General features: G+C 62.8%; 18 protein-coding genes and 1 pseudogene. 10 read left to right on the top strand and 9 right to left on the bottom strand.

Going from position 1 to position 14,997, the window contains the following annotated elements; translation table 11 throughout:
- From EOC06_RS00385 to EOC06_RS00370, 4 genes and pseudogenes are all read left to right on the top strand, one after another.
- Positions 1-1,552, top strand: a 1,552-nt coding sequence (locus EOC06_RS00385; protein ID WP_245469257.1) for a phosphoenolpyruvate carboxykinase, incomplete at its 5' end; no start/stop codon positions are given.
- Between the two features lie 84 nt (positions 1,553-1,636).
- On the top strand, positions 1,637-2,074 hold the full coding sequence (arfB, locus tag EOC06_RS00380; protein ID WP_023810634.1) for an alternative ribosome rescue aminoacyl-tRNA hydrolase ArfB: 438 nt from the start codon (positions 1,637-1,639) through the stop codon (positions 2,072-2,074).
- Positions 2,075-2,162: 88 nt separating this feature from the next.
- Entirely contained in the window at positions 2,163-2,636 is a 474-nt protein-coding gene (gene lysM, locus EOC06_RS00375; RefSeq protein WP_027039967.1) for a peptidoglycan-binding protein LysM, read from the top strand.
- A gap of 101 nt (positions 2,637-2,737) precedes the next feature.
- Positions 2,738-3,349, top strand: a pseudogene (locus EOC06_RS00370) (alpha-ketoglutarate-dependent dioxygenase AlkB); the annotation flags it as partial.
- 4 nt (positions 3,350-3,353) lie between these two features.
- Here EOC06_RS00370 and coaA read toward each other — a convergent pair.
- From coaA to hisB, 9 genes are all read right to left on the bottom strand, one after another.
- On the bottom strand, positions 3,354-4,313 hold the full coding sequence (gene coaA / locus EOC06_RS00365; RefSeq protein ID WP_127320239.1) for a type I pantothenate kinase: 960 nt from the start codon (positions 4,311-4,313) through the stop codon (positions 3,354-3,356).
- 24 nt (positions 4,314-4,337) lie between these two features.
- On the bottom strand, positions 4,338-4,661 hold the full coding sequence (locus EOC06_RS00360) for a phosphoribosyl-ATP diphosphatase (RefSeq protein ID WP_128306800.1): 324 nt from the start codon (positions 4,659-4,661) through the stop codon (positions 4,338-4,340).
- A gap of 70 nt (positions 4,662-4,731) precedes the next feature.
- Positions 4,732-5,526, bottom strand: a complete 795-nt coding sequence (hisF, locus tag EOC06_RS00355; RefSeq protein WP_164748906.1) for an imidazole glycerol phosphate synthase subunit HisF — start codon at positions 5,524-5,526, stop codon at positions 4,732-4,734.
- Entirely contained in the window at positions 5,523-6,359 is an 837-nt protein-coding gene (locus EOC06_RS00350; RefSeq protein ID WP_128306799.1) for an arginase family protein, read from the bottom strand. Before EOC06_RS00350 ends, hisF begins: the two co-directional genes overlap by 4 nt.
- Positions 6,356-7,099, bottom strand: a complete 744-nt coding sequence (gene hisA / locus EOC06_RS00345) for a 1-(5-phosphoribosyl)-5-[(5-phosphoribosylamino)methylideneamino]imidazole-4-carboxamide isomerase (protein WP_127380293.1) — start codon at positions 7,097-7,099, stop codon at positions 6,356-6,358. Before hisA ends, EOC06_RS00350 begins: the two co-directional genes overlap by 4 nt.
- A gap of 4 nt (positions 7,100-7,103) precedes the next feature.
- Complete coding sequence (locus EOC06_RS00340) at positions 7,104-7,394, bottom strand: DUF1330 domain-containing protein (RefSeq protein ID WP_127289536.1); 291 nt, start codon at positions 7,392-7,394, stop codon at positions 7,104-7,106.
- A 6-nt stretch (positions 7,395-7,400) separates the two neighbouring features.
- Entirely contained in the window at positions 7,401-8,051 is a 651-nt protein-coding gene (gene hisH, locus EOC06_RS00335; protein WP_128306798.1) for an imidazole glycerol phosphate synthase subunit HisH, read from the bottom strand.
- A gap of 1 nt (position 8,052) precedes the next feature.
- Entirely contained in the window at positions 8,053-8,529 is a 477-nt protein-coding gene (locus tag EOC06_RS00330) for a DUF2628 domain-containing protein (RefSeq protein ID WP_128289654.1), read from the bottom strand.
- Positions 8,530-8,533: 4 nt separating this feature from the next.
- Positions 8,534-9,133 (bottom strand): imidazoleglycerol-phosphate dehydratase HisB, encoded by a 600-nt coding sequence (hisB, locus tag EOC06_RS00325; protein WP_127266875.1) that lies wholly within the window; start codon positions 9,131-9,133, stop codon positions 8,534-8,536.
- Positions 9,134-9,360: 227 nt separating this feature from the next.
- Here hisB and hslV point away from each other — a divergent pair, with 227 nt between their 5' ends.
- The 6 genes from hslV to EOC06_RS00295 all read left to right on the top strand — a co-directional run bounded on the left by hslV (position 9,361) and on the right by EOC06_RS00295 (position 14,811).
- On the top strand, positions 9,361-9,912 hold the full coding sequence (gene hslV, locus EOC06_RS00320) for an ATP-dependent protease subunit HslV (protein WP_127320227.1): 552 nt from the start codon (positions 9,361-9,363) through the stop codon (positions 9,910-9,912).
- A 70-nt stretch (positions 9,913-9,982) separates the two neighbouring features.
- The gene (locus EOC06_RS00315; protein WP_127270633.1) at positions 9,983-10,495 is read left to right on the top strand and encodes a GNAT family N-acetyltransferase; all 513 of its coding nucleotides are present in this window, start codon (positions 9,983-9,985) and stop codon (positions 10,493-10,495) included.
- Positions 10,492-11,652: a hypothetical protein gene (locus EOC06_RS00310; protein WP_164898415.1), complete on the top strand. Its 1,161-nt coding sequence runs from the start codon at positions 10,492-10,494 to the stop codon at positions 11,650-11,652. Before EOC06_RS00315 ends, EOC06_RS00310 begins: the two co-directional genes overlap by 4 nt.
- Positions 11,653-11,758: 106 nt before the next feature.
- Complete coding sequence (locus tag EOC06_RS00305) at positions 11,759-12,304, top strand: DUF2585 domain-containing protein (protein WP_245469262.1); 546 nt, start codon at positions 11,759-11,761, stop codon at positions 12,302-12,304.
- Positions 12,305-12,308: 4 nt separating this feature from the next.
- The gene (gene hslU, locus EOC06_RS00300; RefSeq protein ID WP_127328515.1) at positions 12,309-13,619 is read left to right on the top strand and encodes an ATP-dependent protease ATPase subunit HslU; all 1,311 of its coding nucleotides are present in this window, start codon (positions 12,309-12,311) and stop codon (positions 13,617-13,619) included.
- Between the two features lie 232 nt (positions 13,620-13,851).
- Positions 13,852-14,811 carry a DUF1402 family protein gene (locus EOC06_RS00295; RefSeq protein ID WP_128306797.1) on the top strand — a complete coding sequence of 320 codons (960 nt, stop codon included), beginning with the start codon at positions 13,852-13,854 and terminating at the stop codon, positions 14,809-14,811.
- The last annotated feature ends 186 nt before the right edge of the window (positions 14,812-14,997 follow it).

The following is a 14,997-nucleotide window of genomic DNA, read 5'->3' as shown; positions in this document are numbered from 1 at the left end:
CTATAATTTCGGTGCGGCTGCCCTTTATGAGGAATCGATCCGGCGCGGCGAGGCCCGCTTGACCGCCCATGGCGCGCTGGTCGCCGAGACCGGACAGCACACCGGCCGCTCGCCCAAGGACAAGTTCGTCGTCCGCGATGGCGCCACCGAACCACATGTCTGGTGGGACAACAACAAGGCGATCTCGCCGGCCCAGTTCGACACGCTGCTCGCCGATTTCCAGGCGCATGCCGCGGACAAGGATCTATACGTCCAGGATCTGGTCGGCGGCGCCGATGCGGAGTCGAGGCTGCCGACCAGGGTGATCACCGAATTTGCCTGGCACTCGCTGTTCATCCGCAATCTGCTGATCCGTCCGGATGCCGCCGAACTCGAACAGTTCGTGCCTGAGATGACGATCATCGACCTGCCGTCCTTCCGCGCCGATCCCCTTCGTCACGGCAGCCGCACCGAAACGGTGATCGCCGTCGATCTTTCGCGCAAGATCGTGCTGATCGGCGGCACCTCCTATGCCGGCGAGATGAAGAAGTCGGTGTTCACCATGCTCAACTATCTGCTGCCGGCGAAAGGCGTGATGCCGATGCATTGCTCGGCCAATGAGGGTGCGGCCGGCGACGCCGCCATCTTCTTCGGCCTGTCGGGCACCGGCAAGACGACGCTCTCGGCCGATCCCTCGCGCACGCTGATCGGCGACGACGAGCATGGCTGGGGGCCGCACGGCATCTTCAATTTCGAAGGCGGCTGCTACGCCAAGACGATCAAGCTGTCGGCGGAAGCCGAGCCGGAAATCTTCGCCACCACGCAACGCTTCGGCACGGTGCTGGAAAATGTCGTGCTCGACGCTGATGGCGTGCCGGATTTCAACGACGGAAGACTGACCGAGAACACACGCTGCGCCTACCCGCTGGACTTCATCCCCAATGCCAGCAAGACCGGCCGCGCCAACCATCCCAACAACATCATCATGCTGACCGCCGATGCGTTCGGCGTGATGCCGCCGATCGCGCGGCTGACCCCGGCGCAGGCGATGTATCATTTCCTGTCCGGTTACACCGCCAAGGTGGCCGGAACCGAAAAGGGCGTGACCGAGCCCGAAGCGACGTTTTCGACCTGTTTCGGTGCGCCGTTCATGCCGCGCCACCCTTCCGAATACGGCAATCTGCTGCGCGAGCTGATTGCACGCCACGGCGCCGATTGCTGGCTGGTCAATACCGGCTGGACCGGCGGCGCCTACGGCACCGGCAAGCGCATGCCGATCAAGGCGACGCGCGCCTTGCTTGCAGCCGCACTTGACGGCTCGCTGAAGACGGCCGAGTTCCGCACCGACCCTCATTTCGGTTTCGAGGTGCCGGTGGCTGTGCCGGGCATCGATAGCGCCATTCTCGACCCGATGATTCTGGACCCCCGGGCGACCTGGGCCGACAAGGCCGGCTATGACCGGCAGGCGGCACGGCTGGTCGGCATGTTCGCCGTCAATTTCGAGAAATTCGAAAGCCATGTCGACGCCGTGGTGCTGGGCGCGGCGCCGCGCATGCAGGAAGCGGCGGAGTAATCGCGCCACAGGGGTCAGCTTTCGTTGAAAGGCCCGGTTCGATCGGGCCTTTTCTTTTTCGATCCGCCGCGCCATGACTGCGGCATGGCGAGCGACGACAACATCATCATATCAGGCGATGCGGTGATCCATCCGGGCGACCTGCACGAGGATTTCATCCGCTCGTCCGGTCCCGGCGGCCAGAACGTCAACAAGGTGGCGACGGCGGTGCAACTGCGCTTCGACGCGGCCAACGCAACGGGTCTGTCGGAGCGCGTGCGCGAGCGGACGATCAAGCTTGCCGGCCAGCGTGCCACCAAGGACGGTGTCATCGTCATCGAGGCAGGCCGCTTCCGCACCCAGGAACAGAACCGGGCGGATGCGCGGGCACGGCTGACGGCATTGGTCGCCAAGGCCGCCGAACCGCCACCGCCGCCGCGCAAGAAGACACGGCCGTCGAAGGGTGCCGTGGAACGGCGGCTGAAGAGCAAGGCCGGGCGCGGCACGATCAAGAAGCTGCGCGGCCGGGTGGAGAACGATTAAGCACCACACCAATCACGCGCAAAACGACTTCCCATTTTGGACCGCAGATGCAAAGTTCAACCATTGCCATTAGCAAGGGAGACCAAGGATGGGCATGTTCGATTTCGTCAAGAGCGTCGGCAAGAAACTGGGCATCGGCGGTGACGACGAAGCCGCACCCACGGCCGACACACTCAAGAAGGAGCTCGATTCGCACAAGCTCGGCACCGATGGCGTCGAGGTCGTCGTCACGGGCGATACGGCGGTGCTGAAGGGCGTAGTCAAGGACCAGTCGATCTTCGAGAAGGCGGTCATCGCCGTCGGCAACACGCTCGGCGTCTCCAAAGTGCAGGCCGACGAATTGCAGGTCGCGCCAGCACCTGGCACGGCCGCCGCCCCCGCCAAGGAGCCCACCTTCTACACCGTGAAGAAGGGCGACAATCTCTGGAAGATCGCCGAGAAAAGCTACGGCAAGGGCCAAGGCGTCAAGAACACGGTCATATTCGAGGCCAACAAGCCGATGCTGACCCATCCCGACAAGATCTATCCGGGCCAGGTGCTGCGCATTCCCGACCTCGCCTGATCGGCGGCTGCCAATTCGACAAGAGCGGCGGCTTTCGGGTCGCCGTTTTCATTGATCGTGACATTTTACGGTTCCGAACCATCCAAGAGGTAATCGAATCCGTGCTCGTCCTGCCCAAAGGCGTCCGCCACATGCCGGCCTACCTGTCGCGCAGCGCGCAGGAAGAGTTGGTCGACGAGGTGAGACGGATCGTGCAGCAGGCGCCGCTGTTCGTGCCGGCCATGCCGCGCACCGGCAAGGAGATGAGCGTGCGTATGACCAATTGCGGGCCGCTGGGCTGGGTCACCGACAAAGAGCACGGCTATCGTTACCAGCCGGCGCATCCGGTAACCGGGGCGCCTTGGCCGCCGATCCCGGATGCGCTGCTCGACCTGTGGCGCGAGGTCTCGGGCTATTCGCACCCGCCGGAAGCATGCCTCATCAATTTCTACACGCCGGACGCAAAAATGGGCCTGCATCAGGACCGCGACGAGACCGATCTTTCGGCGCCGGTCGTCTCCGTCTCGCTCGGCGACGACTGCCTGTTCCGAGTCGGCCAGACTACGCGTGATGGCGCCACCAAGTCGTTCAGGCTGCAAAGCGGTGACGTCGTGGTGCTCGGCGGCGAGGGGCGGCTGTGCTTTCACGGCGTCGATCGGATCTATCCCTCGACCTCGGCGCTGCTGAAAAACGGCGGGCGGATCAATCTGACGCTGCGGCGGGTGACGGAGCCGGCCGTCACAGCTTCCGGAGCGCCACTTCCTCGATCAGGTGGTCGGCGCCTTTGCGCAGGATCAAGTCGGCGCGGGCCCGCGTCGGCAGGATGTTCTCGCGCAGATTCTTCAAATTGATGTTGGTCCACAGGCCTTCGGCGATGGCGCGCGCCGAACTCTCCGACAGCTGCGAATAGCGGTGAAAGAAGGAGTCCGGGTTTCGGAAGGCGGTCTCACGCAGCCGCATGAAGCGGGAAATGTACCAGTTGTGGATCAGCTTCTCGTCGGCATCGATGTAGATGGCGAAATCGAAGAAGTCCGACAGGAAAGGGACGATCTTGCCGTCCTGCGGCAGCTTGCCGGGCTGCAGGACATTGATGCCTTCGAAGATCAATATGTCGGGCCGGTCGATGGTGACGAACTCGCCGGGAATGACGTCATAGGTCAGGTGCGAATAGACCGGCGCGCGGACATCGGGCAGCGCCGACTTGATGCCCGACAGGAAGCGCAGCAGCGCGCCCACATCGTAGCTGTCGGGGAAACCCTTGCGCTCCATCAGGTTCTCGCGGCGCAGGACCTCGTTGGGCAGCAGGAAGCCGTCGGTGGTGATGAGATCGACCTTGGGGCTCGACGGCCAGCGCGCCAAAAGTTCCTTCAGCACGCGTGCGGTGGTCGATTTGCCGACGGCGACCGAACCGGCGATGCCAATGATGAACGGTGTCTTGACCACGTCGACCGCGTTGAAAAAGGCCTGGCGTTGCCGAAACAGCAGCTGGCTTGCTTCGACATGCGCCGACAACAGCCGCGACAGCGACAGATAGATGCGCGTGACCTCTTCGAGATCGACCGGATCGTTGAGCGACCGCAGGCGGCGGAATTCGTCCGCGCTCAGCGTCAGCGGCGTGTCGGCGCGGAATTGCGACCATTGATCGGCGGAGAAGAAACGAAAGGGAGAATATTTCTCGGTTGGCGCGAGCTGATCCATCGAGATACCTGCCCTTCCTCGCGGTCAGCCCTTGGGCCGTGACGCCTTCTCGGCGATGCCCGAACGCCGGGTGCGGCCTTCGAGTTCCCTAAGCACGTCGCTCAGCGGTACCCCGGAGAGGCCGAGAACGACGAGCCAATGATATATAAGATCGGCGCTTTCTGAAACGATGGCCGGTTTGTCGCCCCTGACGGCGGCAATCACCGTCTCGACGGCCTCCTCGCCGAGCTTCTGCGCCGCCTTGTCGATGCCGCGCGCGAACAATTTTGCCGTCCACGAATCCGGATCTCCGGAATGGGCGCGTTCCCTGATGGTTTCTTCAAGATCTAACAGCGAAAACTCAGCCATGGCGTCATCTATCTGCTTGTTTAGGCATGATCTTTTCCGAAAACCGGCTCCCACTTTTCGGGATCATGCTTTAGGGCCGATTATTCACAGAGTCCAGCCGCATCGGCAGGCCGGCGGCGGCCATATGCGCCTTGGCCTGCGCTATCGTGTAGGTGCCGAAATGGAAAATGGACGCGGCCAGCACCGCGCCGGCATGGCCGTCGCGAATGCCTTCGACCATGTGGTCGAGCGTGCCGACGCCGCCGGAGGCGATCACCGGCGCACGCACGGCGTCTGATATCGCGCGGGTCAGCGCGATGTCGTAGCCGGCCTTGGTGCCGTCCCGATCCATCGAGGTCAGCAGAATCTCGCCGGCGCCGCGATCGACCATTTTCCGGGCGAACTCGACCGCATCGATGCCGGTCTTTTCGCGGCCGCCATGAGTGAAGATCTCCCAGCGGTCGGTCTCACTGGTGCCCGACACCTTCTTGGCGTCGATGGCGACGACGATGCACTGGTTGCCGAACTTGTCGGCGGCCTCGGCGACGAAATCCGGGTTCTTCACCGCGGCCGTGTTGATCGACACCTTGTCGGCGCCGGCCAAGAGCAGCTTCCTGATATCGGCGACCTGGCGCACGCCGCCGCCAACGGTCAGCGGCATGAAACATTGTTCGGCGGTGCGTGCGATGACGTCGAAGATGGTCTCGCGATTGTCCGACGAAGCGGTGATGTCGAGGAAGCAGAGTTCGTCGGCGCCGGCCGCGTCATAGGCCTTGGCCGCCTCGACCGGATCGCCGGCGTCGACGAGATCGACGAAGTTGACGCCCTTGACGACACGGCCGTTCTTGACGTCGAGACAGGGGATGACACGGGCTTTCAGCATCAGCGGCCCTCTATCGTGGCGATGAGATCGTTCAGCAACTGGCCGACCAGCGGCGGAACATCGGCCTGGGCGTCGAAGGCCGGGTCGTAGGCGGAAACGGTGATGCCGACGATCGGCACCGCCAGCGCCATGGCGCACGTGGCATCGCGCAACTGTTCCGGGCTCGGCCCGCCCGAAGTGATATAGCGGTTGGCCTGCAGCTCCCGGGGATCGTGCACGTCCATATCGAGATGCATGTGCACGCGTCTGGCGCCGGCGACCATCAGTCTTTCGGCCGCCTGGGCCACCCCGGAGCATTCCGTCCGCACGATCGGCAATGTCTCGAGAAGCTGTTTTTCCGCCGGATCGAGATCGCGCGCGCTGACGAGCACGCAACGCGACGGATCGATCGGCTTGAAGCCCGGAATGGCCGACGCCATCGGCCGCCAGCACAGGCCGAGCACGGTCGCCAGCGCCATGCCGTCGAGAAAGCCGTATGTGGATGTCTCGGGCGTGTTGAGATCGCCATGCTGGTCGGCCCAGATGATCGCATCGGCGTCTTCGCCGGCGACCGCGCCGGCGCTGGTCAGGCAGTTTCCGGCAAGGACGATGGGAAACCGACCGGCGTCACGGGCAAGGCGAACCTCGCTCGCAACCGCGTTGCAGACGGCAAAGCCGGTGGCGATTTCACGCTCCTGGGCATCTCCAACCTTGCCGATATCCTCGACCATCACATCGTGGCCAGCCATCGTCAGGGCGTCGACGAGCCCGCCCGAGACCAACGCGTCCGGCCCCTGGCCCATGCCGCCATGGTAGTGGCCGCTGTCATAGGAGGCCAGGATAATGGAGATTTTCACGTCCGCGTCTCCGCCCTGCCCTGCAGGATCGCCAGGGCCTCGGCCGGATCGATGCGGCCGTCATAGAGCGCGCGGCCGGAGATCGCGCCTTCGAGCTTTTGCGCATCGGGCATGGTCATGCGCACGATGTCGGCGATCGAGGCGAGGCCGCCCGACGCGATGACCGGGATCGACACGGCATCGGCGAGGTCGATGGTGGCGTCCCAGTTGATGCCGGTCAAAACGCCGTCGCGGTCGATGTCGGTGTAGATGATGGCAGCGACGCCGGCGCCCTCGAACTTCCTCGCCAGTTCGATGACGCCGAGGCTCGACGCCTCGGCCCAGCCCTCGACGGCGACCTTGCCGCCCTTGGCGTCGATGCCGACGGCGACCTTGCCCGGAAACGCCTTGCAGGCCTGTTTGACAAGGTCCGGGTCACGCACCGCCACCGTGCCGAGGATGACGCGGGCCAGCCCGCGATCGAGCCAATCCTCGATCTGCGCCAGCGTGCGGATGCCGCCGCCGAGCTGCACCGGGTTCTTCGTTGCCTTGAGGATGGCACCGACCGCCGCACTGTTGACGCTCTGGCCCTGGAAGGCGCCGTTGAGGTCGACGACATGCAGCCATTCGAAGCCCTGTTGCTCGAAGGCCCGCGCCTGCGCGGCAGGATCATCATTGTAGATGGTCGCGGTCGCCATGTCGCCATGCCTGAGGCGCACGCACTGGCCGTCCTTGAGATCTATCGCCGGGAAAAGGATCATCCGTTCAGGCGCCTTCCACAATGGCGAAATGGGACGTCGAATAGAGGCGTCTGAATTTCAGCGCCGCCTGGTATTCGGGCGAATGGAAGCAGGCGAGTGCGACCGCATAGCTCTCGAACTCGATGATGACATGGCGATTGCCCGATGGCCCTTCCGGGCTCGACGACTGACCGCCGCGGGTCAGGAACTTTGCGCCATATTTGTCGAAAGCCGCTTTGTTGGCGGCAATGTATAGCGGATAGTTTTCCGGATCGGTCACCTCGACCATCGCCATCCAGTAGCCCTTCTTGCTCATCGGTTTTCAGGGCCTCCAACGCAGGAAATTGGTGATCAGCGCCAGGCCGAGCGCCTGGCTCTTTTCCGGGTGGAACTGCGTGCCGACGAGATTGTCGCGGGCGACAGCCGCCGTCACCGGGCCGCCATAGTCGGCAACCGCCAGAACCTCGTCCGCCTTGCGCGCATCGAGATGATAGGAATGCACGAAATAGGCATGCAGCCCGCTTGCGCCAGTCGGTATGCCGGCAAACAGCGGATGCTGGCGCTTGAGCTCGATCGTGTTCCAGCCGATCTGCGGGATCTTCAGCGCCGGATCGGAAGGCATGATCTCCTTCACGTCGCCCGATATCCAGCCGAAGCCCTTGGTAATCGTCTTTTCGAGGCCGCGCTGCGACATCAGCTGCATGCCGACGCAGATGCCGAGGAACGGCCGGCCCTTGACGATCGCAACCTCGTCGACGGCTTCCCACATGCCTTCGACGGCCTGCAGGCCGGAGGCGCAGTCGGCATAGGCGCCGACGCCGGGCAGGACGATGCGATCGGCCGTGCGCACCCGCTCGGCATCTGCGGTAAGGTCGATATCGGCCGATATGCCGGCTTCGCGCGCGGCGCGCTCGAAAGCCTTGGTGGCCGAGCGCAAATTGCCCGAGCCGTAGTCGATGATCGCAACCCGCATGTCAGCTTCTTCCCGGAATGTGGGTCAGCCCCAGCGCCATGCCCGGCTGCGCTGGCCGCGCGAGGGCAGCATCGGGGACCATGCGCGGCGCCGGCACAACCTCATCGGCAAGCGCTTCCGCTTCCAGCGCATAGCGTGTGTCGGCGTCGTCGAGCCAACCGGCTTCGACCGCGCCCCATTCGTGCCAACCGCGCCGGCGAAGTGCCGCGATGCGCAGGCCTTGCCCTTCCAGTCCGACATAGAGCGAAACCAACAGTGACAGCAGCGAGCCGGCCAGACCAAGGCCGAGATTCTGGCCCAGCATCGAAAGCAGGCCCATGACGACGAAGGCAAGCGCTGCCTCGATCCACAGCCGATGCCAGGCGAACCATAGCGGCGGCACCAGGAGGCCCAGCCAGGTGAAGCCATCGCGGACAAAGGCCGTGGCATCGGCCTTCTCGCTGCGGCCTGGCGGTTCCATCACGACATAGGTGGCCATTGCCTTATCCCTTCAACGATCCCTTGGTGGAGGGAACCGCATCCGGCTGGCGCGGATCGCGCTCGAGAGCCGCGCGCAGCGCGCGCGCCACCGCCTTGAAGCAGGTCTCGGCGATGTGATGGTTGTTGGCGCCATAGTGATTGGTGACATGCAGCGTGATGCCGGCATTCTGCGCCAAAGCCTGGAAGAATTCGCGCACCAGCTCGGTGTCGAAGGTGCCGATCTTCGGCGACGAGAAGGAAACGTTCCAGACCAGGAACGGACGGCCGGACACGTCGATCGCAGCGCGCGTCAGCGTCTCGTCCATGGCAAGGTCGATCGAGGCATAGCGCATGATGCCGCGCCGCTCGCCCAGTGCCTTGGCCAGCGCCTGGCCGAGCGCGATGCCGGTGTCCTCGACCGTGTGATGATCGTCGATATGCAGGTCGCCCTTGGCCCTGACCGTCATGTCGATCAGGGAATGGCGCGCCAGCTGGTCCAGCATATGGTCGAAGAAGCCGACGCCCGTCGAAATGTCCGATTTTCCGGTGCCGTCGACATGGACCGAGACGGCAATCTCGGTTTCCTTGGTCTTGCGGCTGACTTCGGCGGCGCGGGGCGGCATCACTCTATCCTTGTCCAGAGGTTCACATCGTGACCAGCTCAGAGGTTCAAGCGCTCGCAGGCTTGAAAACGAAAGCCTTCTAGCAGCATGATCCGGCGATTGCCAGTTGCGAACCCGGCCGCTATCCAGCGGTTTGCAATCATCGGTCCCATGCATACATATGGCCGATCAAGTCACTCGTACCGCGCCGATCGCCTTATCGGGATGGCGCTGCTCGGAGCCAGGAAATGTCCGATAATCTGACCATGCACGCCACGACCATCGTGACGGTGCGCAAGGGCAACAAGGTGGTGATCGCCGGCGACGGCCAGGTCAGCCTTGGCCAGACCATCATGAAGGGCAACGCCAAGAAGGTGCGCCGCATCGGCAAGGGCGGCAATGTGATCGCCGGGTTCGCCGGCGCCACCGCCGACGCCTTCACGCTGCTGGAGCGACTCGAAGCCAAGCTCGAACAATATCCAGACCAGCTGACGCGCGCCTGCGTCGAACTCGCCAAGGACTGGCGCACCGACCGCTATCTGCGCCGGCTGGAAGCGATGATGCTGGTGGCCGACAAGTCGGTATCGCTGGCGCTGACCGGCACCGGCGACGTGCTCGAACCCGAATTCGGCGTCATGGCCATCGGTTCGGGCGGCAATTACGCACTGGCCGCGGCGCGCGCGCTGATGGACAGCGACAAGGATGCCGAGGAGATCGCCCGCAAGGCGATGCAGATCGCATCCGATATCTGCGTCTACACCAACAACAATTTCGTCGTCGAAACGCTCGATGTCGGCTGAAAAGCCGGCCATGACCCCGAAAAGTGGAAACCGGTTTTCTCGGACGAACGGTTCCGTTCGTCCAGAGATCATGGCCGAACAAGAAGATAGCTACGATTTTCGGCCGGTGACGGAAAAAGACCTGCCGATGATCGCCGGCTGGCTCGCCGAGCCGCATGTTGCAGAGTGGTGGGACGATCCGGAGACGGAAATCGCCGGCATTCGCGAGCACATCGACTCGATTTCGGTCGAGCCGCTGATCGTCGAGCTCGACGGCAAGCCGATTGCCTATCTGCAGAGCTACGACCCGCATCTGGAAGACGACCATCCCTATGCCGACCAGCCGTTCGGCACGCTCGGCATCGACGTGTCGATCGGCGTGCCGGAGTTGCTCGGGCGCGGCCATGGCTCGGCAATCGTGCGCCAGTTCGTCGAACAGCTTTTCGAGGAAGGTGTTCCGCGCGTCATCATCGACCCGGATCCCGCCAATGTCAGGGCGATCCGTGCCTATGAAAAGGCTGGCTTTGTTGCCTTTGACACCAGAACATCGGAGTACGGGCCGGCCTTGATGATGGCGCGCGACGCGACGCAGGAGCCCAATTGATCAGCGCCGAAACCCTCGACAAGGCAGTCGCGAAAGGTTTGATCTCGCAGACCCTGCGCGATCAGTTGGAGGCCATGGAACATGCGGTCGCTCTCGCCCCCGAGGCCAGGCGCGCCGATGACGAGGGTGACGAGGAAAACCTGCGGCTGGTCGGCGGCGGCAACGATCTGTTCGTCACCGTGGGAACCATTCTGCTCAGCGCCGGCTTCTTCTTTGTCCTCACCACCTTGCTTCCAGGCCAGACATTCTGGATCGCTGGCATCCTCGCGGTTTTCACTTGGGGGCTCGCCGAAATCGTCACGCGTCAGCACCGGATGAAATTATCGTCGTCCGTGCTTGCCCTGATTTTCATGGCCGCCATTCTGGCCGCTCTGGCGCTACAGGTGGAGGCCAGCTTCGGCATACGCAAGCCGGAGACTATCTGGCAGCTGTTGGCGTTGCGCCAGACGGCGTCCCGGGCCGGATATCTGTTCCTGGGCGGAGGAATAATCGCGGCGGCGATCTATTTCTGGCGTTTTCGCGTCCCCATCATCGCCGGGGCTATCGCCATCGCTTTTACACTGCTTGCCTTCCTGCAAACGGCGATAATCCTGTATGACAGCGTGACAGCGGGTACGATTGCGCCGCCGCGTATGGAGGATGTTCCCGAATTGCTCCGCGCGGCACTTTACATGCCGCTGATCTGCGGCCTGATCGTGTTCGCAACGGGTGTAGCTTTTGACATTTACGACAGGGATCGACGCAAGATCTGGTCCGATTGCGCTTTCTGGCTGCATGTCGTCTCGGCGCCCATGCTGGTGCATCCGCTCTTCATCATGGCAACCGGCCAGAACGTCGTATTCGGACATATTGCGCCGGATACCAATGCAACCCTCATGCTGACTATACTGATCCTTGGCTTCCTCTATGTCGCGCTTGCCATCGACCGCCGTTCGCTTCTGGTTCCGACATTGGCTTACTTCGGCTCGCTGGGCATCTATTATCTGGTGAATTCCGCCTCCGATTCGACGGGCATCCCGCCTTTTGCCTTGATCCTGGTCGTTGTTGGCGCGTTGATCATTCTGTTCGGGGCTGGCTGGCAGCGTATCCGGCGGATTGTGGTCAAACCCACCTTGCCGGCTGCCGTGATCCGCCGGCTACCACCGCTGAAGGCGTGACAAGGCTTTGTGATGATCGAGACGGCGACGCGAAACGAGGGGGAATGAACCGATGACGACACCGACCGCGGAGAACAGCTATTCGGCCTATGAAGACAGCTGGCGAATGGGGCTTCTGCTGGTGCTTGCCCTGGTCATCTTCCAGGCCGGGGCGCTCTACGGCATGGGGCGAACGCCGATCTGCACCTGCGGCTACGTCAAGCTCTGGCAAGGCGTCGTGCAGAGTTCGGAGAATTCCCAGCACATTTCGGACTGGTATACGTTCTCGCACATCATCCACGGCTTCCTGTTCTATGCGCTGGCAAGATTCCTGTTCCCGCGTTCGCCGATCGGCTTGAGACTGGCGTTCGCCGTCTTCATCGAAGGCGGTTGGGAGCTGCTCGAAAACAGCCCATTCATCATCGAGCGCTACCGCGCCGGCACCATCTCGCTCGACTATTACGGCGACAGCATCATCAATTCGGTGTCCGACACTCTGGCCATGGTGCTGGGATTTGTGATGGCGCGAAGGCTACCTATATGGGTGATCGTCAGCCTCGCCATCATCTTCGAACTCGGTACCGGCTATCTCATCCGGGACAATCTGACACTCAACGTGATCATGCTGCTGCATCCGTTCGAGGCCATCAAGCAGTGGCAAAGTGGAATCTAGTGATATGAGCACATTTTCTCCCCGCGAAATCGTTTCGGAACTCGACCGTTTCATCATCGGCCAGAAGGACGCCAAGCGCGCCGTGGCCATTGCCTTGCGCAACCGCTGGCGCCGCCAGCAGCTGGAAGGCCAGATGCGCGAAGAGGTGATGCCGAAGAACATCCTGATGATCGGGCCGACCGGCGTCGGCAAGACCGAGATCTCGCGCCGCCTGGCGCGTCTTGCCGGTGCGCCTTTCGTCAAGGTCGAGGCGACCAAGTTCACCGAGGTCGGCTATGTCGGCCGCGATGTCGAGCAGATCATCCGCGATCTGGTCGAGATCGCCATCGGCCTGGTGCGCGAGAAGATGCGCGAAGACGTCAAGGCGCGCGCCCACGTCAACGCCGAGGAACGCGTGCTGGAAGCGCTGGTCGGCAAGACGGCGAGCCCGGCCACCCGCGATAGTTTCCGCAAGAAGCTGCGCGACGGCGAACTCGACGACAAGGAGATCGAGGTCGAGGTTGCCGACACCGGCAGCGGCGGCATGCCCGGCTTCGAGATTCCCGGCATGCCGGGCGCCAATATCGGCGTGCTGAACATCAACGACATGCTGTCGAAGGCGATGGGCGGCAAGAAGACCAAGACGCGCAAGACGACGGTGAAGGAGTCCTACGACCTGCTGGTCAACGACGAGTCCGACAAGCTGCTCGATCAGGACGAAGTCGTGCGCAGGGCGCTCGATGCCGCGGAAAATGACGGCATCGTTTTCCTCGACGAGATCGACAAGATAGCGGCGAGATCCGACATTTCGGGCGGTCCGTCCCGCGAAGGTGTGCAGCGCGACCTGCTGCCGCTGGTTGAGGGCACCACGGTGGCGACCAAATACGGGCCGTTGAAGACGGATCATATCCTGTTCATCGCTTCCGGCGCCTTCCACGTCTCGAAGCCGTCCGACCTTTTGCCGGAGCTGCAGGGCCGCCTGCCGATCCGCGTCGAATTGCGGGCGCTGGAGAAGGATGATTTCGTCCGCATCCTGACCGAGACCGAGGCGAGCCTGATCAAGCAGTATATCGCTCTGATGAAGACCGAAGGCGTCGAGCTGACCTTCACCGACGACGCTATCGACTCGCTGGCCGGCATCGCCGTCGATCTCAACGCCAGCGTCGAGAACATCGGCGCAAGGCGGCTGCAGACGGTGATGGAGCGGGTGCTGGACGAAATCTCCTACGATGCGCCCGACCGCAACGGCACATCAGTCACCATCGATGCCGCCTATGTGGAGAAGCATGTCGGCGACCTGTCCAGGAATACCGACCTGTCGCGGTTCATCCTTTAAACGACGGCGCCGGAACGTTCCGGCGCCGGTCCAGGCAACATTTTCCGGCAAGCAAAATCATGTGTGGCCAGATGGTACCATCTGGCCACCTTTCGTAGTGCCGGGTGAAGGGGCGCTCTCGACTCGACCAAGAGCTTTACCTAGTTTGCGCGGCAATTCTCGATCTCTTGGTTTGACGGAATTCCGGGAAACCGTTTCACACTTTTCTTGGAATTGCTTGGGCGGCGGGTGCATGAAAAAACTGATCCTGGTCATTCTCGGCTTGACGCTGGCGGCGACGCTGTTCGCCGCCGAGGCAGCGACATTGGTGCCGCCGGGAAATCGCAATGCCGTGCAGCCCGACATTCCGGGTGCCTCCAGCCGGCGCACGCAGGCGACCAACACCAGCTTCCAGGCGAAGTACCGCAAGGTCTACGCCCTGCTGCAGAACGACGCCGGTCTGCGCGGCAAGATCAAGAAGGCAGCAGCCACCTACGGCATCGATCCCCTGCACATCGTCGGCGCCATCGTCGGCGAGCACACCTACAATGTCGATGCCTATGACCGACTGCAGACCTACTATGTCAAGGCAATCTCCTATCTCTCCAGCAAGCTCTCCTTCGCCTATGACGGCGAGGACATCACCGATTTCGTGCAGCGGCCGGAGTTCAAGAAATGCGCCGGGATGTCCGACAGCTACGACCTGTGGGAATGCCGCGAACAGGTGTGGAACCGTTCGTTTCGCGGCAAGAGCGTCGGCGGGACCAGCTTTCCCGACGACCGTTTCGGCGCCACCTTCTTCCAGCCTTACTATGCCGGCCAGACCTTCGGCCTCGGCCAACTCAATCCGCTGACCGCCTTGCAGATGAGCGATCTCGTGCACAAGGTTTCCGGCCTGCCGAAGCTCGACGTCGGCGATCCCAATTCGGTCTACAAGACCATCATGGATCCCGACCTGACGCTGCCCTACGTCGCCGCGACGATCCGGAAATCGATCGATGCCTATAAAAGCATTGCCGGCTTCGACATTTCGGGCAATCCGGGGGTCACGGCCACGCTCTACAATGTCGGCAATCCGGAGCAGCGCGCCGACGCGCTGAAGGCGGAGAACGACAGGCGCCGCGCCGCCGGCGAGCCGGAAAAGCTGCCGGAAGAGAATTACTATGGCTGGCTGGTGAATGACAAATTGGCGGAGCTGAAGGCGCTGTTTTAGGGCGCCTCTCTGGCGTTAATTTGCCGACGTCTGCGCCGCCCCTCATTGCCCTGCCGGGCATTTCTCCCCGTATAGCGACGGGGAGAAAGACGTTGTCGCCGAAGATTTCGCCAATCGCCAACGTTGCTGAATGGGCGCCGGGAGTGCGGCCATCTCCTTCTCCCCGTCACTATATGGGGAGAAGGT

Origin of the sequence: Mesorhizobium sp. M7A.F.Ca.MR.362.00.0.0 (assembly GCF_004023175.1) — a bacterium.
Taxonomy (GTDB): Bacteria; Pseudomonadota; Alphaproteobacteria; order Rhizobiales; family Rhizobiaceae; genus Mesorhizobium.
This window is presented reverse-complemented; position numbering and strand designations above follow the sequence as displayed.